This window comes from Nonomuraea salmonea, assembly GCF_042428605.1.
Lineage (GTDB): Bacteria > Actinomycetota > Actinomycetes > Streptosporangiales > Streptosporangiaceae > Nonomuraea > Nonomuraea salmonea.
This window is the reverse complement of record NZ_JBHMCF010000002.1, coordinates 160,417-180,365: the sequence shown is the minus strand read 5'-3', so window position 1 is coordinate 180,365 and position 19,949 is coordinate 160,417. Positions and strand designations below refer to the sequence as shown.

Below are 19,949 nucleotides of genomic sequence, written 5' to 3'. Positions count from 1 at the left end.
ACCCGGCGGCAAGTCGAAACGCGGTAAGCGCTTGTTCCGGAAAAATAATTCGCATTCAGCTTCATATGTGATGGGGCCGCCGAAAAATTGCACGTGGCCGCGATGGGCCACTTCTCATGACAGCACGTTGAGCAATGTCTAGAATGCGGTGGCCGCTATCATCGAGGTGCCCCGAGGGGGTGGCCTGAGTGAGTGAAAAGACTCGGCTGAGTGTGACGGTCGTCGATGACTCCGCCGACCCCCAAGGTTTGCACGAGGCCACTTCGTGGCTCCGCGACGAACTCCTTCATCTCGACGTGGTGGTCAGCGCGGACGGTACGGATCCGGCCCCCGCAGGTGCCAGGGCCGACCTGGCATTGACGCTCGGCGGGCTGGTGATCGCGCTGACCGGTACGGAGGTGCTGGGCTCCATCGTCGGCGCGATCACCGCCTGGCTGGGGCGCAACCAGCACCGCTCCGTCAAGCTCGAACTCGATGGGGACGTGCTGGAGGTGACCGGCGTCAGGTCCGACCAGCAGCGAGAACTGATCGACGCTTGGCTGCGCCGTAGGCAGACCGATGCCTCTCCCGCCTCCGGGCGACGGCTTGCGTTGATCGTGGCCGGCGATGAGTACCGGGATCCGGGACTACGCCGGCTACGCGCACCCGCGCAGGACGCCGAAGCCCTGGCGCGGGTTCTGGGCGACGAATCCATCGGTGGCTTCGATGTCCGTACGCTGTTGAATGAATCGACATCCGTGGTCAACGAAGCCGTGGAGGAATTTTTCGCCGACCGGCATCCTGACGATCTGCTCCTGTTGCATTTCTCCGGGCATGGCGTCAAAAACGACAGCGGCGATCTGTACTTCGCCACCACCACGACGAAATTGCATCGGCTCGGCGCGACTGCGGTCGCGGCCGAGTTCGTCAACCGGCAGATGTCCCGCAGCCGATGCCGGCGCGTGGTGCTTCTGCTCGACTGTTGTTACGCGGGCGCCTTCGCTCGCGGGGCACTTCCGCGGGCAGGCGCGACTCTCCATGTCGAAGACCAATTCGGCGGTCGGGGTCGTGTCGTGATCACCGCGTCGAACGCGCTGGAGTACGCGTTCGACGGGCTGGAACTGGCCGATGAGGCGGCGGCTTCGCCCTCCGTGTTCACCCGTGCGCTGGTCGATGGGCTGGAGACCGGTCTGGCCGACCGTGACCAGGACGGCTACGTGGGAGTGCACGAGCTGTACGACTACGTGTACGACCGGGTCCGGGCCGCCACCCCCAAACAGACTCCTGGCAAGTGGACGTTCGACGTTCAGGGTGACCTCATCATCGCCCGCCGGGGCCGGCCGGTCGCCGAGCCCACGCCGCTGCCGGACGATCTGCTGGGGACTCTCGAGCACCCCTTGGCGAAGGTCAGGTCGGGAGCGGTCGAAGAACTCGAACGCCTGCTGCGCGGACGGCACGCGGGACTGGCGCTTGCGGCACGGCTGGCACTGGAGCAACTGGTCGACGACGACAGCCGGATGGTCTCACAAGCGGCGAACAAGGCTCTGAGCGCCGCCGGGGAAGCGTCGGCGGACGTACCCTCCCCGATCCCCTCCGCCGTGCCGAAGCACGTTGGCGCACGACAGCCGGCCCCAGAAGCGCCGCTGTCAACACGACTCGTCGAGCCACCGGAGCCGGAAGACAGGACAGACGCGTCGGTCGAGCCGACGAGCAGCACGTCGGCGACAGGCTCCTCGACGATGGCAACGGTGCCGGAGGCGGCGTCGTATGGGTCGCCCGTCCTTCGCGGTCCTGCTCTCGTGGCCGCATTCTTCCTGCTCGTCGGCAGCGTCCTCCTACCCAGCCTCTCCTCTTGGCCCCGTCTCACGTTGGCGTTACGCGGGACCCACGATTACCTGGTCGGTCTCCCCCTCCCTCACGGCATCGTCATATGGGCCCTGGCACTCGCTGTCGCGGCGACGGCTGTAGGCCTTCTGCGGGAGGGGCGCCTCAGGAATGCGGCTCTGGGCGCGGCCGCAGGTCTGGGCGCCGTGGAACTGGGCCTGCTCGCCGGACTCGGTGGACTGGCGACCGTGGGCGACGACCTCGAGATCATGGTGATCATGGTGGGGGTGGCGCTCATCCTGCCGGTCGTGTTCCTGGAGGCCGTTCGATCACAGCCGGATGCGGCAGCGAGAGTGGGCAACTCCGTCGCCGCGATCATTTCCATCGTGATGGTCATCCTTCTCGTCTCGCATCCGTTCGGCGTGCTCCGTGCCGGCAACGGGGGAGCGGTGGTGTCGCTGTTGCTCGTCGCAGCCGCCGCGTTGCTGCTCAGGGCAGCCAAACGGCCGAGGGCGGGTCGGTCTCGGCTGCCGATCCTGTTCAGTGTGGTGACCGCGCTCCTCCTGTTCGTCGCTCTCGCCAAGTTCCCGACCACGAGTGAAGAGGTCGACGGAGTCGTGACCGCGTACTCCTGCGTCCTGTTCGTGCTCCTGGCGCTCGCCGTGGAGGTCGTCGGTGAACAGCCGGAGACGGTGGCGGTGGCTCAGGTCGTCGCGGTCTTCGGTCTGTTGACGAACCTCATCATCGCGTCACCGTTCATGGGCTTCATTGTGGTGCTGCTGGTGTCAGCGGGGGTGTGTGCGGCCATCTCCGCTGTTGCCGGCATGCCTTCCGTGATCGCGAGATGGCACGCGAGTACGGCAACCGGGGTGCGCGACGCTCGTTGAGGTGGTTGCGCTGCGGATGGCCCCTCAGCCGCGCGTCAGACCCGGATGCCTTTGACGATGGCGGGGAGGTCGCGGATCAGGGGCTGGTCGGCCATCACGGTGACGACGACGCCGCTGCGTGGCACCCAGCCGACGTACCGGCCGTGGCCCAGTGCCCCGTCGCCGGTCTTGCCGAGGACCTTTCTGCCGCCCAGCCGCGCGGGCTTGCCGGCGCTCGTGAACGTGCCGAGGGCCACGGGGAGCTTCCGCAGGTCCTTCAGGTCGCGCGCCTTCGGCCAGCAGACCACCCGCACCCACAGGGACCGGTGAGCGCGGTCGGTGTCGTCGCGGTCGTCCGACCAGCGGTAGGCGTACTCGGTGACGCCGTCGTGCTTCGACGCCTCCAGCTCCCCGTAGGTGAAGCCCTTCGGGAGGTGGGCGACGCGGACCCCCTTGAGCGCTCGGGTGCCCTTGGCCGGCCTGTCGGTGCGTCCCTTCAGCTCCGTCTTCGACGGGGCGGGGCAGGTGGGAGCGGCGTGGGCGGGCAGCGCGATCAAGGTCGCGGCGGCGATGGGGGCCGCGGTGAGGGCGGCGAGGACTCTGATCGTTTTCATGCCGGGTTGGATGCCGGTCCGCGCCCATAAGTTGCGGCGAACGCCGATGGGCCGGCGCCCGCTGCCCGCGCCGCAAGGGAGATTCGAGTCGGCTGCCGTACCCAAGAGGGGTGTTGCTGGGTCAAGCCGAAAGAAGGGCCTGCATGTACGGACTGACAGTTCTGGTGCGCGCCGGCGAGCGGGCGGGCGGCCTCCCCCGGGGCGGCGGGCCGCGATGAGCACCGCCGACAGAGCCATCACCCTGCGCGCGATGCCTCGCTGGTACTTCACCCTGTTCACCAGCGACGCGCTCGAACGCTTCGGCTTCTACGGCCTGCAGGCCATCCTGGTGCTGTACGCCTCGGCCCCCGCCGCGAGCGGCGGGCTCGGCCTGCCGGTCACCGACGCGGCGACGTTGTTCGGCGCCTGGATCGGCTTCATGTTCATGCTGTCCATCGCCGGCGGCTGGCTCGGCGACCGGGTGCTGGGCAACCGGCGCGCGCTGGTCGCGGGCTGCCTGACGGGCATGGCCGGATACGTGTGCCTGGCGGTGCCCGCGGGCTGGGCGGCGGCGGTGGGCCTGCCGCTGGTGGCGATCGGCGGCGCGGTCTACAAGCCGAACCACCAGGCCATGATCAACATGATGTTCGCCGGGAGCCGGGGCCGCGAGGCCGGCATCTCGCTGATGTACGTCGCCACCCAGGTCTCGGCTTTGGCGGCGCCGCTGCTGGTCGGCTATCTGGGCGAGCGGGTCAGCTGGAGCCTGGCGTTCCTGGTCGCGGCGCTGGTCATGCTGATCACCGGGGTGCAGCTCCGGGTGAGCGCCGCCCAGTTCGGCGACGTCGGGCAGCGGCCGGTGCGGCCTTTGACGGCCGGCGAGCGGGCGGCCGCCGCGCGGCGTACCGGGCTGGCCGGCGGGGTGGTCCTCGCCCTGGTGCTCGGCCTGGGGCTGGCCGGGATGCTGAGCGTGTCGCTGGCGATCGGGCTGGTCGGCGTGTTCAGCGTGATCGTGCCGATCGTCGGCTACACCGTGGTCTACCGCAACCGCGGGCTCGGCGCGGACGACCGGCGCAGGCTGCGCGCGTTCCTCGCCGTGTTCCTGGGCTCCACGCTGTTCTGGATGATCGTCGCGCACGCCGCGTCGCTGCTGAACCTCTTCGCCCGCGACCACGTGGACCGCGTGGTGTTCGGCATGGAGATCCCGGCGAGCTGGCTGCAGGCGGCGACGCCGCTGTTCATCCTCATGCTCGCGCCGCTGATCGCGGTGACGCTGCCGGCGCTGTCGGGCCGCACCCACGTGCCGGTCAAGCTGGCCATCGGGCTCGTCCTCGTCGGCGGCGGCTTCCTCATCATGTCGCTGACCACGGTGTTCGCCGCGTCCGGCGAGAAGGTGTCACCGCTGTGGCTGGTCGTCGTCTACCTCACCCACGCGTGCGGCGAGGTCATCGTCGCCGCGGTGATCATCTCGGCCGCCGCCGACGTGCTGCCGGCCGGCTACATGGGACGCACACTCGGCCTGATGTGGCTGTTCGCCGGGCTCGGCGGCGGGCTGGGCAGCGGCGTGGTCAGGCTCGCGGAAGTCGTCCCCGAGCCGATCTACTACCTCGGCCTCGGAGGCGTGGCGAGCGTCGTCGGGCTCGCGTTCGCGCTCGGCCGGCGGGCCCTCGCCAACGGGCTCGCGGCGGGCCTGGAGACACCGGCGGAGCGCCCGGAGAGCGACGCCGTCACGGAGGGCAGCCGATGAGCGAACGCAACGACCGGCCGGTGGTGACGGGCATCGGCGTCATCGCCCCCACCGGCATGGACACCGAGACGCACTGGCAGGCCACGCTGGCCGGCAAGTCGGGCATCGGCAGGATCACCCGCTTCGACGCCGGCGGCTATCCGGTGCGGCTGGCCGGGCAGGTGCCCGGGTTCGTCGCCGCGGAACGCCTGCCCAACCGGCTCATCCCGCAGACCGACCACTGGACGCACATGGGCCTGGCGGCGGCCGAGTCGGCGCTGGCCGACGCCCGCGTGGTGCCCGCCGAGCTGCCCGAGTACGAGATGGCGGTGGTGACCGCGAGCTCGTCGGGCGGCACCGAGTTCGGCCAGCACGAGATGGAGCGGCTCTACCAGAACGGGCCGTCCTGGGTGGGCGCGTACCAGTCGATCGCCTGGTTCTACGCCGCCACCACCGGCCAGGTGTCGATCAGGCACGGCATGCGCGGCCCCTGCGGGGTGATCTGCTGCGAGCAGGCCGGCGGCCTGGACGCGGTCGGGCAGGCGCGCAGGCTGATCCGGCGGGGCTCGCGCATCGTGGTGACCGGCGGCACCGACGCCTCGCTGTGCCCGTACGGGCTGGTCGCGCAGCTGTCCAACGGCAGGATGTCCACCGTCGACGACCCCGAGCGGGCGTACCTGCCGTTCGACGAGGACGCCTCCGGCTACCTGCCGGGGGAGGGCGGCGCGATGCTCATCGTGGAGAGCGCCGAGAGCGCGGCGCGGCGCGGCGCGACCGTCTACGGCGCGGTCGCGGGCTACGCGGCGGGCTTCGACCCCGCCCCGGGCTCGGACCGGCCGCCGGCCCTGCGCCGCACGATCGAACGCGCGCTCGCCGACGCCGGCACGTCGCCGTCCGCCATCGACGTCGTGTTCGCCGACGCCTGCGGCACGCCGGACGACGACCTGGCCGAGGCGCGGGCCATCACCGAGGTGTTCGGCCCGCGCGGCGTCCCGGTCACCGCGCCCAAGACCCTGACCGGCCGGCTCTACGGCGGCGGCGCCGCACTCGACGTGGCGACGGCGCTGCTCGCGCTGCGCGACGGCGTCGTCCCCGCCACCGCCGGCACCTCCCGGCTCGCGCCGGGCTGCGACATCGACCTGGTCCTCGGCCGGCCGCGCGACGGCGCGCTGCGGACCGCGCTCGTCCTGGCCCGCGGGCACGGCGGATTCACCGCCGCGCTCGTGCTCACGAAGTGAAAGGGAAGGGAACACCATGGATCTCGGCCTGAGCGGTAAGCGGGCACTCGTCACCGGCGGCACCCGCGGCGTGGGCCGCGGCATCGTGCTCGCGCTCGCCAAGGCGGGCGTGGACGTCGTCACCAACTACCGGCAGGAGGGTGAGAACGTCGTCTCGCTGGAGCACGAGCTCAAGCAGATCGGCGGCCGTCACGGCGTGCTGCGCGCCGACCTCACCGACCCCGGGCAGATCGCCGGCCTGCTGGAGCAGTGCGGCGAGCGGTTCGACGGCCGGCTCGACCTGGTGGTCAACAACGCCGCCGCGATCAGCCACGTCCCCTACGCCAAGCTCGACCTCGCCGAGTGGCAGCGCATCGTGGACACCAACCTCACCGCCGTGCACCTGACGATCCAGAACGCGCTGCCGCTGCTGGGCGCGGGCTCGTCGGTCATCGGCGTCAGCTCGAAGTCGATCGAGGTCGGCATCCCGCTGCGCGCCCACTACACCGCGACCAAGGCCGCGCTGCACGGCTTGTTCCGCACCCTGGCCAGGGAGTTCGGCCCGCAGGGCATCCGGTTCAACGTGGTGGCGCTCGGCATGATCTACACCGAGGCGTTCGACGCGATGCCTGAGGAGCAGCGCAACCAGATGATCGAGCGCTACTCCGGCAAGACCTGCCTGGGCCGGCTCGGCACCCCCGACGAGGTGGCGGGCGCGGTGATGTGGCTGGCAGGAGACCTGTCGCGGTTCGTCACCGGCTCCGTCGTGTCCGTGGACGGGGGGATCTCATGAGCCAGGCCCGGTTCCGCGTCATGCTGCGCCTGCAGATCAAGCCCGGGATGGAGCGCGAGTTCGAGCGGGTGTGGATGGAGGTCGGCGACTCGGTCACCACGCACCCGGCCAACCTCGGCCAGTGGCTCGCCCGCGACGGCGAGGAGAAGGGCGTCTACCACATCATGAGCGACTGGGTGGACGAGCCGCGCTTCCGCGAGTTCGAGCTGAGCGAGCGGCACCTGGAGCACCGCAAGAAGCTGCACCCGTACCGCTCGGGCGGGTCCATGAGCACGGCGCACATCGTCGCGCACCTGCCCGGCTCCACCTCGGAGGAGACGGCCACGCACGACGCGTGGGAGGAGGCGGCGCGATGACGGCTCAGGCGCCCGACGGGCACGGCGTCCGGGTGCTGCTCTACCACGCCACGGACGACCCGGCCGGCATCGAGGCGGCCTACCACGAGGCGAGCAACCGGCTGGCCGGGGTGCCCGGCCTGCTCGGCAACGAGCTGCTGCGCTCGGTCACCGACGAGGGCGACTTCGTGGTGGTGAGCACGTGGCGCAGCATGGAGGACTTCGAGAAATGGGAGCAGGGGCCGGAGCACAAGCGGCAGACGGCGCCGCTACGCCCCTTCCGTGACGGCAGGATGCGCCGGCCGTTCGCCGTCTACCGAGTAACAGCGTCCTACTAGCCAGGAGACCGGCTCGTGAAACTCGTTCCGAATGGGACTTCGCATACCACGATGGATCTGACCGACTGGCTGTCCTGCGCGGGCTGCGGGATGCTCGTCTACCGCAAGCGGTTCGACCGCATGGGCGGGGTGTGCCCCGACTGCGGCAGGCACGCGCCGCTGACCGCTGAGCAGCGGCTCGGGCGGCTGCTCGACCCCCGCTCCGGCACGACGGTGGAGCCCGCGCCGTCGGTGCACGACCCGCTCCGGTTCGAGGACCTGCTGCCGTACGCCGACCGGCTGGACACCGCCCGCTCGCGCACCGGCATGGACTGCGCGGTGCGGGTGGTGCGCGGCACCGTGCGCGGGCGCGGCGTCGTGGTGGCGGTCATGGACTTCCGCTTCCTCGGCGGCAGCATGGGCACCGCCGAGGGCGAGGCGGTCGTGGCCGCCGCCGAGGAGGCGCTGAAGCACCGGCTGCCGCTGCTGATCGTCACCGCGTCGGGCGGCGCGCGCATGCAGGAGGGCGCGTTCTCCCTGCTGCAGATGGCACGGACGAGCAACGCGATGGCGGCACTTGACGAGGCGGGCCTGCTGACGATCACGCTGGTGACCGACCCCACCTACGGCGGGGTGGCGGCGTCGTACGCGACGCTCTCCGACGTGATCATCGCCGAGCCCGGCGCCAGGATGGGCTTCGCCGGGCCCCGGGTGATCGAGCAGACCATCAGGCAACGGCTGCCCGAGGGCTTCCAGACGGCCGAGTTCCTGCTGGAGCACGGCCTGCTCGACGGCGTCGTGCCGCGCGCCGAGCTGCCGCAGGTGCTGCTGCCGCTGCTCGCCCTGGGCACGCCGGCCGAGCCCGGCTGGGGCGCGGCCGCCGAGGACCCGGTGATCCGCTACCCGGACCTGCTGCCCGAGCGCCCCGCCGCGCAGGTGGTCAAGCTGGCCCGCGACCTGGGCCGGCCGACCACGCTCGACCACGTCGCCGCCTGGGGCGGCGAGTTCGTGGAGCTGCGCGGCGACCGGGCGGGCGCCGACTGCCCCGCCGTGGTGGGCGGCCTGACCGACCTGGACGGCCTGCCGGTGATGGTGATCGGCCACCAGAAGGGCCACACCACTCAGGAGCTGGTACGCCGCGACTTCGGCATGCCGTCGCCGGCCGGCTACCGCAAGGCGGTGCGCCTCATGCGGCTGGCCGCGAAGCTGCGGGTGCCGGTGGTCACGCTCATCGACACGCCTGGAGCGCACCCCGGCCTGGAGGCCGAGCGGCACGGCCAGGCGCACGCGATCGCCGACTGCCTGCGGGTGATGGGCTCGCTCGACGTGCCCGTGGTCAGCGTGGTCACCGGGGAGGGCGGCAGCGGCGGCGCCCTGGCGCTCGCGGTGGCCGACCGGCTGCTGGTGTGCGAGAACGCCACGTTCTCGGTGATCAGCCCGGAGGGCTGCGCGGCGATCCTGTGGCGCAGCGGCGATGCCGCCGCCACGGCGGCGGACGCGCTCGGCGTGGACGCGCCGACGCTGCTCGCCAATGGCATCGTGGACGGCGTCGTGCCGGAGCCCGCGGGCGGCGCGCACGTGGCGCCCGGGCAGGCGAGCGAGCTGGTGCGTGACGCGGTCGTGTGCGCGCTGCGCGAACTGCGCGAGCAGGACGGCGCCGCGCTGCGCGAGGCCAGGCGGCGGCGCCTGCGCTGGTTCGGCACCTACAGGGAGAAGGTGACTCTATGACGGACGGGCAGCAGCCGAGCGCCTGGGACGGCGCGCTGGCCGGCCTGGGCGCGCGGGACGCGGTGGCGATCCTGTGCCGGGGGCTGGCCGACGCCGTCCAGGCGGCGCCCAGGCCGCCGAGCAGGGCGTGCGTCCGGCTGGGCAACGCGAGCATCGAGGTCGAGTGGCCGGCGCTCGCCGAGCCCGCGCCCGGCGCGTACGCCCCGCCGGCCCAGGAGCCGGCCCAGGACACGGCGGACCCCGCCACCGACGCGGCGGGGCACACGGTGCGGGCCGAGCTGGTGGGCACCTTCTACCGCAGGCCCGAGCCGGGCGCGAAGCCGTTCGTCGAGGTCGGGGACCTCGTCGAGCCGGGCCAGCAGGTGGCCATCGTGGAGGCGATGAAGCTGATGAACCCCGTGACGGCGGACGTGGGCGGCCGGGTGTCGCACGTCCTCGTGGACGACGCCCAGGGCGTCGAGTACGACCAGCCGCTCATCGTGATCGACCAGGAAGCCGACGAATGACCGGGGACACGCGCCGCCCGTTCGACACCGTCCTGGTGGCCAACCGCGGCGAGATCGCGCTGCGCATCGTACGGACGTGCCGGGAGATGGGCATCAGGACCGTCGTCGTGCACTCGTCGGTCGACCGCGACTCGGCCGCCGTACGCGCCGCCGACGTCGCCACCCAGATCGGCCCGGGACCGGCGAAACGCAGCTACCTCTACCCGCCGGCGATCATCGAGGCCGCGCTGCGCACCGGCGCGCAGGCCGTGCACCCCGGGTACGGGTTCCTGTCCGAGGACCCCGACTTCGCGGAGATCTGCGCGGCCAACGGCCTCGTCTTCGTCGGCGCCCGCCCCGAGGTCATGGCGAGACTCGGGGACAAGGCGCTGGCCAGGAGCATGATGGCGGACGCCGGCCTGCCGGTGCTGCCCGGCACCCCCGAACCCGTCGGCACCGTCGCCGACGTGGTGGAGGCCGGGCGGCGCATCGGCTTCCCGCTGATCATCAAGGCGGTGGCCGGCGGCGGCGGGCGCGGCATGGCGGTGGTGCGCAGGATGGAGGACCTGGCGTCCGCCTACCGCGCCACCGGCGCCGCCGCGCGCGCGGTGTTCGGCGACGGCCGGGTCTACCTCGAACGGCTGATGGAGCGGGCCAAGCACGTCGAGGTCCAGGTGCTGGCCGACGAGCACGGCTCGGTCGTGGCGCTCGGCGACCGCGACTGCTCCGTGCAGCGGCGGCACCAGAAGCTCATCGAGGAGACCCCCGCGCCCGGGGTGTCGCCCGGGGTGTCCGCCCGGCTCGCCGAGGCGGCGGTCGCCGGGGCGAAGGCGGCGGGCTTCACCGGCGCGGGGACGTTCGAGTTCCTGGTGGCCGGCGAGGAGTTCGCGTTCATCGAGGTCAACTCGCGCATCCAGGTCGAGCACCCGGTCACCGAGGCGGTGACCGGGATCGACATCGTCCGCGAGCAGCTCTGGATCGCCGCCGGCCGGCCGCTCTCCTTCTCGCAGGAGGACGTCCGCCCGCGCGGCGTCGCCGTGGAGTGCCGCATCAACGCCGAGGACCCGGAGCGGGACTTCGCGCCGAGCGCGGGCACGCTGAGCGAGTTCGTGCCGCCGGGCGGCCCGTTCCTCCGCGTGGACACGCACGCCTACGCGGGGTACGCGGTGCCGCCCGACTACGACTCGCTGCTGGCCAAGGTGATCGCCTGGGGGCCCGACCGCGAGCAGGCGATCGCGAGGATGGAGCGGGCCCTCGCGGAGTTCCGCATCGAGGGCCGCGGCGTCCGTACGACGAAGGCGCTACTGCGGGCCGTGCTGGCCGAGCCGGCCTTCCGGGCGGGCAGCCACACCACGTCGCTGCTGACGGAGGGCGTCTCGATGAACGGGACGCCCGCCCGCTCGGCGGGTTCACCCCCGGGTGCGAGCCGGGGGTGAACCGCCGAGGCGGGGTCAGGAGACGTGCGCATGTCCGGCACCGACGGCTCGGTAAGCGGCCGAGCCGTCGACCGGGCCCGCGTCCGCGAGCAGCAACCGTCCCGCCGCCCGCACGCTGGGTAGGAAACGGTAGTGCAGGTCCCCGTCCGTTCCGAGTTCGGCGACCATCAGCTGGAACTCGACGAGCTCGTCCAGCAGCGACTCCGTCTGCGCCTCGGTCATGTCGAGCAGGCACGAGGCGAAGCGCGGTGTGAACGTCGAGATGTCCAGCCTGGTGAGCTTGCGGAAGGCCCGCTGGACGCTCAGCGGGGCCAGCCGGTAGCTCAGCTCCACGCTGGCGTACAGGAACAGCTCGTGGTGGTTGGGCGTGCCGGGTTCGGACGGCAGGCCGCTGCCCTTGACCACCTTGCTGAGCGGCCAGTGCCGTCTGAGCTGCAGCAGCGCGGCGGCCGCCTGCAGCGCCGTGGGCAGGCCGTCGCAGAGGCGCACCAGCTCGCGGGCGGCGGCCTCGTCCTCCATGACGCGGTGCTTGCCGAGCACGTTGGTCAGCAGCCGCAGGCCCTCCTCGACGTTGAGCGGGCCCACCTCCACGACCGCGGTCACCACCGGCGCCGACAGCTGCCTGCGCGCGGTGACCAGGACGCCGCAGTCGGGGCTCGCCGGCACCAGCGGAAGGAGCTGGTCGGCGCGGACCACGTCGTCGAGGGTCACCAGCACGTGCCGGTCGGCCGTCCAGGTGCGGAAGAGCCGGGAGCGCTCGCTCAGCGTGCCGGGGATGCGGTCCTCGGGCACGTCGAGCGCGCGCAGGAACTCGGCGAGCACGTCGCGGGGGTCGGCGGGGCGGCCCTGGGCGTCCACCAGCCGCGCGTAGAGCTGGCCGTCGGGGTAGGGGCCGTTGGCCCGGTGCCCGACCTGCGCGCACAGCGCGGACTTGCCGGATCCTGGTGGACCGGTGATGACGACCACCGGTGGCGCGTGATGCTGCCGCGCGGACAGTGCCCCCAGCACGGCGCCGACCTGCGGCTGCCGGCCGACCAGGGCGGTGCGCTCAGGCGGGAGCTGGCGCGGCGGCCTCGTACGGCTCAGCATGACGGGCGCCCTGGGCTGGGGGAGTGCGAGGCTTTCGTCGGCCGCCAGGACGGCTCGATGCAGCTGTTCGAGGTCGCTGGACGGGTCGAGGCCCAGCTCGCTGGCGAGCGTGTTGCGGGTGCGCTGATAGACCTGCAGCGCCTCGGAGCGCCGGCCCGCGCGGTGCAGCGCCAGCATCAGCTTGCCCTGGAACCCTTCGTGGGTGGGCTGCTCGGCGGCCAGCCTGGTGAGCTCTCCGAGCAGCTCGTGGTGCCTGCCGAGGTAGAGGTCCGCCTCGATGCGGCGTTCGAGGGTGTTCCTGTTGATCTCCTCGAGCCGCAGCACCTCGGCCCGCAGCACGGGGCCGTGGCCGACGTCGACGAGCGCGGGCCCGCGCCACAGGCGCAGCGCGTGGGAGAGCGTCTCGGCCGCGGCGTTCATGTCGCCCGCCTCGAGCTCTCTCCTGCCCTGGTCGGACAGGCGCTCGAACCGCGTGGTGTCGAGCATGTCGGGGTCGAGGAACAGCGCGTAACCGTAGGGAGAGGTACGCAGTGCGGCGTCGGCGGGTGTGTCACCCGCGCCGCGCCCGTCCGGCGGCGTGCCCAGTCGCAACAGCTTGCGCAGCTGGTAGATGTACGTCTGCAACGTGGTGGTCACACTCGCCGGCGGGTTGTCCTCCCAGAGCTCCTCAATGATCTTGTCGGTTCTGACGACGATGCTCGACTGGACGGCCAGCAAACTGAGCACCGTGCGCAGTTTGGGGGCCGACGGCGTCAGGACGACGCCATGTCTGAGCACTTCCATTGGTCCGAGCAGGTTGATTTCCACCACCACACGCACCGTCCCCTGCATCCATTGGCCGGCGTACGTGCGGGAGGACCCCGCACGCCGCGCGCCATGCGTCTGCTTACCCGAGAGCGTGCGCCGACAGCGTTGAGACGTCACCCCGTTGTCGTCGGCCACACTGGACGATCTGCTTCCTCAAGGGAATTTAGCAGATGCGTGTTACAAGATCTCGAAATTCACTCGAAGATCACTGGGTTTCGGTGGATAGTGGTACTTGACTGAGAATATTGCCACATCTGACTAATGGCATCAGGGAAATCCCTGAACCTGGCCCCTACTTTCCGGCGCCGCCTTCCTGTGCAGATGCCCGTCAACGAGCCGTACGCGATTAGCGGCGAGCCTGTGACCTGGGTATATCCCGGGTATGCCGAATCGCGGCCCTTACCGGCGAGTAGTGGTGATCCCTGGTTTCACTACTCTTCCCCTTTGTCACCTTGACATGGATAGATAATCGAGTCATGGCTATTGTGCTGTGCCGTTATACGGAACGGGCCAGGACCATCGCGCTTTGGAACCCGCCGAAACCACTGCCCACACTCAGCACCACGTCCATTTCGTGGTCGCGCGCTGTAATCGGCACATAGTCCAGGTCGCATTCGGGATCGCGGTTGTGCAGATTGGCCGTGGGCGGCACGACCTGCCGTTCCAGGGCCAGAGCGCACGCCGCGACCTCCAGCGAGCCGATCGCACCGAGTGAGTGCCCGACCATCGACTTGATCGAGCTCGCCGGGATCTCGTACGCGCGCTGCCCGAGGCTGCGCTTGAACGCCGCCGTCTCGTGCCGGTCGTTCTGGCGCGTCCCCGAGCCGTGCGCGTTGATGTAGTCGACGTCCGCCGGGTCGATCCGCGCCTGGTCCATCGCCACCCTGATCGCCTCGGCCATCTCGCGCCCGTCGGGCCGCAGGCCGGTCATGTGGAAGGCGTTGCTGCGGCTGGCGAATCCCGCCAGGTGCGCGTAGATCCGGGCGCCGCGCCGCCGCGCCGACTCGGCCTCCTCCAGCACCATCACGGCGGCGCCCTCACCGAGCACGAAACCGTTCCTGGTCGCGTCGAAGGGGCGCGAGGCGTGCTCGGGGTCGTCGTTGCTCGGCGAGGTCGCCCTGATCGCGTCGAAGCAGGCGGAGGTGATGGGCGACAGCGGCGCGTCCGTCGCCCCGGCGATCACGACGTCCGCCGCGCCCTCCTGGATGAGGACGGCGCCGTGGCCGACCGCGTCCAGCCCCGAGGTGCAGCCGGTCGAGATCAGCGCCGCCGGGCCCTCGGCGCCCGCCTCCCACGCCACCTCGACGGCCAGCGTGCTCGGCACCATGTAGCCGTACAGGTGCGGCACGCCGTAGGTGTGGTCGGCGAGCCAGTGGCGGCCCTCGTCGGTCAGGACCGTGTACTCCTCCTCCAGGCTCATCGTGCAGCCCACGGCGCTGCCGACGGCGACGCCGACCCGGTCCGGCTCGACGGTCCCGAAGTCGAGACCGCTGTCGGCGACCGCCTCCCTGGTGCAGACCGTGGCGAACTGGGCCGCCCGGTCCATCCGCCTGACCTGCTGCGCCGACAGCCCCGCGGCCCTCGGGTCGAAGTCCACCTCGGCCGCGATCTGCGAGCGGAACCCGCTCGGATCGAACAGCGTGATCCGCCGGGTCGCGGTACGCCCTTCGGTGAGCAGGTTCCAGAACGCCTCCCGGCCGATGCCGCCCGGCGCGACCACCCCGATGCCGGTGATCACCGCCTCTCTGCTCAACTCGGCCCCCCGACCTGCGGGCCGGGCTCCTGCGGCGCCGGCAGCTGCTCGGTGTCCACGTGACCGAGCTCGGGACGGGGCGCCAGCGGCGACAGGTGGAAGACCACCTGCGCGCGCTCCGTCCCGACGTTCACCAGCCGGTGCCGTACGTCGATCGGCACCAGCAGCGAGTCGCCGGCGTTCAGCGGGACCGGCGCGCCGTCCAGGCTCATCTCCAGCTCGCCCGCGACGACGTGCAGGAACTCCTCCGAGTACGGGTGGTAGTGCTCGGCGACGAACTCCCCGGCCTCCAGGTAGAGCACGCCGCCGAACCCGGAGGCGCAGCCGGCCGTCTTGGGGCTCAGCGTGACCCTGATGTCGCCGCCGCGGCGGCGGTTGGGCGCCACGTCCGCGGCCTTCACCACGGCGGGCCTGGCCGTCTTGGCGATCTTCGCGCCGGTCATGTCCGTAGTCACTGGATCCTCCCCTTGTCGCTGGTCCACACGTAGAACGGGCTCGCCATGGCGTCCTTCGGCTCCTTCCAGTCGGGGTCGTACGGCGCGACCAGCTTGGCCAGCCGCGCGTTGACGTCCTCATAGAGCGGGTGGCTGCGCGCCTTGTAGAGGTTGGGGGAGATGTCCTCGTCCGCCTCGACGAGATGGAAGTAGAGGTCGTGGAAGTGGAAGAGGGTCCGCCTGCTCACCCCCACCATGTGGGGCAGCTCCGACTCGTCCGACGCGCCGAACGCATCGGCGATCGGCCCGATGTTGCCGGCGCTCCTGAGCTTGGCGACGATCAAGGTCCTGTGCACGTTCCTCGCCTCCTGCGGTGAGTGGGAAAGGCTGCCTCGATGGTGGCCGTACGCAGTGGAAAGATGCTCGAAGTAAGCTCCATCGGGCTCACCACCCGATCTCCCTGCCGCCGCTCAGGAACACGCCGGAAGGCCCATCGTCGGGCAGGGTGGCGGCGTCGGCGATGCCGGCGGCGGCCTGCTCGGGGGTCCGCTCCGCCCTCGGCATCATCCTGGTCCTGGTCTGTCCCGGGTTGACCGCGTTGACCAGCACGCCGGTGCCCTTGGTGCAGGTGGCCAGCATCGTCGTCAGCCCGTTGATCGCGGCCTTCGACACCGAGTACGCCGGCGCCCCCGTCCACAGCCCCGCGCTGAACGACCCGGTGCCGCTGGAGACGAAGACCACCCGCCCCCAGCCCCTCTTCACCATGCCGGGCACGAACGCCTGGGCCACCCGCCAGCCGCCCAGCAGGTTGACCGCGAGCGTGCGCTCGACCACGTCCAGCGGCACCGCCAGCGGGTCGTCGCCGGCGTCGAGCAGCACGCCCGCGTTGCACACGAGCACGTCCACGGCGCCGAGCCGGGCCGCCGCCCGCCCGGCCGCGTCGGGATCGGTGACGTCGAGGGGATGGGCGCGGACGTCGGGGCCGATGCGCGCGGCGGCCTCGGCGGCGGCGTCGCCGTCCCGCGCGGTGACGATGACGCGCAGGCCCCGGCGACGCAGCTCGGCGGCGGTCGCGTGCCCCAGCCCTCGGTTGGCCCCGGTGATCAGGGCGGTGCGTGGTTCGCTCATGCCGCCACGATGGCCGCGCCCGCTCGATGCGCGACGGTGCCGCGCTCCAGCGAGTCTCCAGGGCGCGGTGCCATCGTCGGCGCAGGAGCACGCGCCCTCCGACCAGCTCTGACGGCGGGCGCGACCGCGATCAGCCGAGGAGGAGATGCCCCATGCGGGTGCTGTTCACGACCTGGGCCTGGCCCTCGCACCTGTACGCGCTGGTCCCGCTGGCCCGCGCCTGCCGCGCCGCGGGGCACGAGGTGATCGTCGCCAGCGAGCCAGGACTGACCCGCGACATCCTGCGCGCCGACCTGCCGGCGGCGGTCGTGGGAACGGACGTCGACACGGCCGGGATGGTCCACGAGTTCCTGCTGCCCCTGCCGGGCGATCCCGCGCCGGTGCGCGACGGCAAGGGACCCAGGGTGCTGCGCATGCTGATGGCGCACGCGGAGACCATGACGCCCGGCCTCGTCGAGCTGATCAGGGACTGGCGGGCCGACCTGGTGGTGTACGACCAGGTGACGCTGGCGGGCCCGGTCGCCGCGGCGGTCACCGGCGTCCCCGCCGTGCGCCAGCTCTACGGCGTGGACCTGCTGCAGCGGGCCCGCGCCGTGCTGCCGGACGCGCTGGCGCCGCTCGCCGACCGGCTCGGCGCGGGGCCGGTGGACCCGTACGGCACGGTGAGCGTGGACCCGGTGCCCACCGGCATGCAGCTGCCCGGCGAGCACCGGGTGCTGCCGATGCGGCACCTGCCCTACAACGGGCCGGAGGCCGCGCCCTGGCGCCCGCCGGCCACGCGCGGCCGGCCCCGGGTGTGCGTGAGCTGGGGGCACACCATCGCCAAGGTGGACCCGTCCAGGTTCGTCGCCGGCCGGATCGCCGCGGCGCTCGCGGAGGCGGGCTTCGACGTGGTGCTCGCGGTCTCCGCCGCGCAGCGCGACCTGCTCGCCGCCCGGCCCGACCTGCGGGCCGGCGAGTGGGCGGGCCAGCGGGCGGGGCAGTGGGACCCGCCGGCCGGGCGTCGGGACCAGCCGCCCGGCCGGCGGGAGGCGGAGGGCTCGCTGCCGGAGAACGTGCGCGTCGTGGTGGACACGCCGCTGCGCGACGCGCTGCGCGACTGCGACGTCTTCGTCGGGCACGGCGGCGCCGGCGGCATACTCGCCGCGCTCGCCCAAGGGCTGCCCATGCTGCTGGTGCCGCAGCTGCCCGACCACGCCGGGCACTCGGGGCGGGCCGTGGCGACCGGCGCGGCGTCCGTGCTCGGCGCGGCCGGGCTGACGCCCGAGGCCGTGCGGGAGGAGGTGACCAGGCTGCTGGACGCCCCCGAGCCCGGCCTGGCCGCCGCCGAGCTGTGCGAGGAGATGGCCGCCCGGCCGGCGCCCGCCGAGGTGGCGGGCGCGCTGACCGAGCTGACCCCCTCACTCGCCCGCAGCTGAACGCCGGATCCGCCGGATCGCTACGCCCCGGTGATCTGGCGGACGGCGCCCAGCTCCAGGTTGAGCAGCGCGTCGGGCCCGAACGTGGTGAACCGGTGCTCGGCGCGCCGCATACTGCGCTCGGCGGCCTGCCGCAGCGACGGGTCGGCGCGCAGCCGGCTGTCCACCGCCTCGTACGCCTCCGCCGCCCCCTCCTCCGTGCGCAGGTCGAACTTCCCGCTCAGGGCGAGGTCCAGGTAGAGCACGTGCAGGTACAGCTCGGGCAGCCCGTACGGGTTCAGCTCGGCGTGCACGGCCTCGGCCCGGCTCTCCGGGATGGCGGTGAACGGCTGCCGCATCCGCGGGTAGGGCCCGCCCGCGGCGTAACGGTCGAAGTTCTTGAACGCCACCCTGCGCCCGTTGAGATAGGCGACGCTGATCCTCCTGCGCAGGCAGAAGTTGATCGTCTCGCGGATGGTGTCGATGATCGGCTCGCCCTTGTCGTTCAGCGAGGTGTTGCAGAGCATCGGCACGCCGGTGCGCTCGTGGAAGGCGGTCAGCAGCGCGTGCAGCGCCGGGTTCTGCCCGGCGTTGAGCGACTGCACGCGGGCCGAGTAGTCGAGGTGCGCCACCGCCGGGATCTGGGCGCGCCGCTCCTCCCTGATCGTGAAGGTCTCCAGCATGTACGGCGACGGCCTGCTGTCCTCGAACCACTCCGCCAGCCGGTCCTCCAGCACCACCGGCGCGACGGGCCGCCACCACTCGCGCAGCTTGAACGCGTTGAGCGCGTCCTTGGCCGCCCGCGACGTCGGGTCGCCGATCAGGCTGCGGTTGCCCAACGCCCGCGGCCCGATCTCGGAGCGGCCGTGGAACCAGGCGATGGGCTCGGCCAGGATGTCCCGTACGGCCTGGTCCAGATCGAGGTCGGAGACCTCCGCGACGTGGTCGCCGAACTCCGCGAGCGCCCCGTCGAGGTCGTCGTCCGCCCGTCCCAGGTACGCGCCGGGGAAGCGGAAGGTGAACGGCTCGCCGCCGGTCTTCTTGTGGAAGGCGGCCAGGCCGATGCCGACCGCCTGCCCGCCGTCGTCCACGCAGGGCGGGGCGAGGAAGCCGCGGAAGCCGTACTTCTCCATGAGGTGGCTGTTGGTGGGGCAGTTCAGCGCGTAGCCGCCGGCCAGCGCGAGGTGCGTGGTCGCCGGGTCGAGGTCGTAGCGCTCCAGCGCGGTCTCGATGTTGCGCTCCATCACCATGACCGAGATCGCCTGGATCTCCTTCATGGCGGCGCTGACGAAGCTCTCCTCCTCGGTGAAGTCGGGGTCGGTGCTCGCCGTCTCCTTGACCTGGGCGACGATTTCCTCGAACGCGCGCGGCGCGCCCTCCAGCGCGGCCAGGCCGGTGAAGTCGTAGGAGTCGAGGATGTGCTGACGGTCGCACCGCCCGGTGGCCGTGGTCGCGGTGGCGAGCGCCATCAGGGTGCCCTCGCGCATCTTGAACCGGTCCTTGGCGGTGCTGTAGAGCAGGCCGGGCGAGGCGACGGGGAACGTCTCGACGACGCCGCGCCGGCTGACCGCGCCGGTGAACCAGTAGCGCTTGTAACGCCCGTCGAGCAGGCGGTCGGGGCCGCCGTCCACGGCCAGCGTCAGGATGTCGCCGCCGAAGAACGTCTCGCTGTCCAGCAGCATCGCGCTGTAGAGGTGCGCGATGCTGTGGAAGGACAACTCCGGATACTCCTCGACGAAGTGGTAGTCGTTCGTGGTCGCGAGCCCCGGGGTGCCCCAGATCTCGGTCATGTCGTCGAGCGACACCCCGAACGGGCCGATCAGGCCGTTCACGAACGCACGCAGCTCCTCCAAGCTGAGGAACGGCGTCCGATGGTGTTTCAAGCCGCTCATCCGCTCGAACTCCCAGTGGCCGAGGAGCCGGATCAGCGATCCCTCCTTGTGCCACAGCGACACGTTGTTGTCGTGCCGGTACGACACCATCGCCAGCCGGTGCAGCCCGGGGATGGTCACGTAGCTCGAAAGATAAAAGCCGTCTCGCATGTC

At 71.8% G+C, this 19,949-nt stretch carries 17 protein-coding genes; 10 read left to right on the top strand and 7 right to left on the bottom strand.

Annotated features, from left to right (window positions below):
• Window positions 1-188 precede the first annotated feature (188 nt).
• The gene (locus ACFFR3_RS00845; protein WP_379482428.1) at window positions 189-2,690 is read left to right on the top strand and encodes a caspase family protein; all 2,502 of its coding nucleotides are present in this window, start codon (window positions 189-191) and stop codon (window positions 2,688-2,690) included.
• A gap of 35 nt (window positions 2,691-2,725) precedes the next feature.
• Here the strand turns inward: ACFFR3_RS00845 and ACFFR3_RS00840 are convergent, their stop codons facing one another.
• Entirely contained in the window at window positions 2,726-3,283 is a 558-nt protein-coding gene (locus ACFFR3_RS00840; RefSeq protein ID WP_379482427.1) for a hypothetical protein, read from the bottom strand.
• 250 nt (window positions 3,284-3,533) lie between these two features.
• On the opposite strand from ACFFR3_RS00840, the gene ACFFR3_RS00835 reads away from it, so the two are divergent.
• Genes ACFFR3_RS00835 through ACFFR3_RS00800 form a run of 8 tightly spaced genes read left to right on the top strand, consistent with a single transcriptional unit; the run spans window position 3,534 to window position 11,296 of the window.
• The gene (locus ACFFR3_RS00835) at window positions 3,534-5,006 is read left to right on the top strand and encodes a peptide MFS transporter (protein ID WP_364370904.1); all 1,473 of its coding nucleotides are present in this window, start codon (window positions 3,534-3,536) and stop codon (window positions 5,004-5,006) included.
• Window positions 5,003-6,223, top strand: coding sequence for a ketosynthase chain-length factor (locus ACFFR3_RS00830; protein ID WP_364370906.1), 1,221 nt, complete (start codon window positions 5,003-5,005; stop codon window positions 6,221-6,223). The genes ACFFR3_RS00835 and ACFFR3_RS00830 overlap by 4 nt, the downstream gene beginning before the upstream one ends.
• Window positions 6,224-6,239: 16 nt before the next feature.
• Window positions 6,240-6,995, top strand: a complete 756-nt coding sequence (locus ACFFR3_RS00825; protein ID WP_364370908.1) for an SDR family NAD(P)-dependent oxidoreductase — start codon at window positions 6,240-6,242, stop codon at window positions 6,993-6,995.
• Window positions 6,992-7,351 (top strand): antibiotic biosynthesis monooxygenase family protein, encoded by a 360-nt coding sequence (locus ACFFR3_RS00820; protein ID WP_345409349.1) that lies wholly within the window; start codon window positions 6,992-6,994, stop codon window positions 7,349-7,351. Before ACFFR3_RS00825 ends, ACFFR3_RS00820 begins: the two co-directional genes overlap by 4 nt.
• Entirely contained in the window at window positions 7,348-7,668 is a 321-nt protein-coding gene (locus ACFFR3_RS00815) for an antibiotic biosynthesis monooxygenase family protein (protein WP_345388454.1), read from the top strand. The genes ACFFR3_RS00820 and ACFFR3_RS00815 overlap by 4 nt, the downstream gene beginning before the upstream one ends.
• A 51-nt stretch (window positions 7,669-7,719) precedes the next feature.
• Complete coding sequence (gene accA / locus ACFFR3_RS00810; protein WP_345388452.1) at window positions 7,720-9,375, top strand: carboxyltransferase subunit alpha; 1,656 nt, start codon at window positions 7,720-7,722, stop codon at window positions 9,373-9,375.
• Window positions 9,372-9,881 carry an acetyl-CoA carboxylase biotin carboxyl carrier protein gene (gene accB / locus ACFFR3_RS00805; protein ID WP_345388450.1) on the top strand — a complete coding sequence of 170 codons (510 nt, stop codon included), beginning with the start codon at window positions 9,372-9,374 and terminating at the stop codon, window positions 9,879-9,881. Before accA ends, accB begins: the two co-directional genes overlap by 4 nt.
• Window positions 9,878-11,296: an acetyl-CoA carboxylase biotin carboxylase subunit gene (locus ACFFR3_RS00800; RefSeq protein WP_345388448.1), complete on the top strand. Its 1,419-nt coding sequence runs from the start codon at window positions 9,878-9,880 to the stop codon at window positions 11,294-11,296. Before accB ends, ACFFR3_RS00800 begins: the two co-directional genes overlap by 4 nt.
• A gap of 15 nt (window positions 11,297-11,311) precedes the next feature.
• Here the strand turns inward: ACFFR3_RS00800 and ACFFR3_RS00795 are convergent, their stop codons facing one another.
• The 5 genes from ACFFR3_RS00795 to ACFFR3_RS00775 form a co-directional block, all read right to left on the bottom strand.
• On the bottom strand, window positions 11,312-13,168 hold the full coding sequence (locus ACFFR3_RS00795; protein WP_379482426.1) for an AfsR/SARP family transcriptional regulator: 1,857 nt from the start codon (window positions 13,166-13,168) through the stop codon (window positions 11,312-11,314).
• A 520-nt stretch (window positions 13,169-13,688) separates the two neighbouring features.
• Entirely contained in the window at window positions 13,689-14,945 is a 1,257-nt protein-coding gene (locus ACFFR3_RS00790) for a beta-ketoacyl-[acyl-carrier-protein] synthase family protein (RefSeq protein ID WP_345409348.1), read from the bottom strand.
• Complete coding sequence (locus ACFFR3_RS00785; RefSeq protein ID WP_364370917.1) at window positions 14,942-15,400, bottom strand: cupin domain-containing protein; 459 nt, start codon at window positions 15,398-15,400, stop codon at window positions 14,942-14,944. The genes ACFFR3_RS00790 and ACFFR3_RS00785 overlap by 4 nt, the downstream gene beginning before the upstream one ends.
• Window positions 15,397-15,735, bottom strand: coding sequence for a TcmI family type II polyketide cyclase (locus tag ACFFR3_RS00780; RefSeq protein WP_364370919.1), 339 nt, complete (start codon window positions 15,733-15,735; stop codon window positions 15,397-15,399). Before ACFFR3_RS00780 ends, ACFFR3_RS00785 begins: the two co-directional genes overlap by 4 nt.
• An 88-nt stretch (window positions 15,736-15,823) precedes the next feature.
• Window positions 15,824-16,507, bottom strand: coding sequence for an SDR family NAD(P)-dependent oxidoreductase (locus tag ACFFR3_RS00775; protein ID WP_364370921.1), 684 nt, complete (start codon window positions 16,505-16,507; stop codon window positions 15,824-15,826).
• Window positions 16,508-16,659: 152 nt separating this feature from the next.
• On the opposite strand from ACFFR3_RS00775, the gene ACFFR3_RS00770 reads away from it, so the two are divergent.
• Complete coding sequence (locus ACFFR3_RS00770; protein WP_379482425.1) at window positions 16,660-17,925, top strand: nucleotide disphospho-sugar-binding domain-containing protein; 1,266 nt, start codon at window positions 16,660-16,662, stop codon at window positions 17,923-17,925.
• A 20-nt stretch (window positions 17,926-17,945) separates the two neighbouring features.
• On the opposite strand, the gene ACFFR3_RS00765 is transcribed toward ACFFR3_RS00770, so the two are convergent.
• Entirely contained in the window at window positions 17,946-19,946 is a 2,001-nt protein-coding gene (locus ACFFR3_RS00765) for a carbamoyltransferase C-terminal domain-containing protein (protein WP_364370925.1), read from the bottom strand.
• Between the last annotated feature and the right edge of the window lie 3 nt (window positions 19,947-19,949).

Coding starts and splice junctions, on each gene's coding strand:
- ACFFR3_RS00840 (WP_379482427.1), bottom strand. CDS start 3,283: ATGAAAACGATCAGAGTCCTCGCCGCCCTCACCGCGGCCCCCATCGCC.
- ACFFR3_RS00835 (WP_364370904.1), top strand. CDS start 3,534: ATGCCTCGCTGGTACTTCACCCTGTTCACCAGCGACGCGCTCGAACGC.
- ACFFR3_RS00830 (WP_364370906.1), top strand. CDS start 5,003: ATGAGCGAACGCAACGACCGGCCGGTGGTGACGGGCATCGGCGTCATC.
- ACFFR3_RS00825 (WP_364370908.1), top strand. CDS start 6,240: ATGGATCTCGGCCTGAGCGGTAAGCGGGCACTCGTCACCGGCGGCACC.
- ACFFR3_RS00820 (WP_345409349.1), top strand. CDS start 6,992: ATGAGCCAGGCCCGGTTCCGCGTCATGCTGCGCCTGCAGATCAAGCCC.
- ACFFR3_RS00815 (WP_345388454.1), top strand. CDS start 7,348: ATGACGGCTCAGGCGCCCGACGGGCACGGCGTCCGGGTGCTGCTCTAC.
- accA (WP_345388452.1), top strand. CDS start 7,720: ATGGATCTGACCGACTGGCTGTCCTGCGCGGGCTGCGGGATGCTCGTC.
- accB (WP_345388450.1), top strand. CDS start 9,372: ATGACGGACGGGCAGCAGCCGAGCGCCTGGGACGGCGCGCTGGCCGGC.
- ACFFR3_RS00800 (WP_345388448.1), top strand. CDS start 9,878: ATGACCGGGGACACGCGCCGCCCGTTCGACACCGTCCTGGTGGCCAAC.
- ACFFR3_RS00795 (WP_379482426.1), bottom strand. CDS start 13,168: ATGGAAGTGCTCAGACATGGCGTCGTCCTGACGCCGTCGGCCCCCAAA.
- ACFFR3_RS00775 (WP_364370921.1), bottom strand. CDS start 16,507: ATGAGCGAACCACGCACCGCCCTGATCACCGGGGCCAACCGAGGGCTG.
- ACFFR3_RS00770 (WP_379482425.1), top strand. CDS start 16,660: ATGCGGGTGCTGTTCACGACCTGGGCCTGGCCCTCGCACCTGTACGCG.
- ACFFR3_RS00765 (WP_364370925.1), bottom strand. CDS start 19,946: ATGCGAGACGGCTTTTATCTTTCGAGCTACGTGACCATCCCCGGGCTG.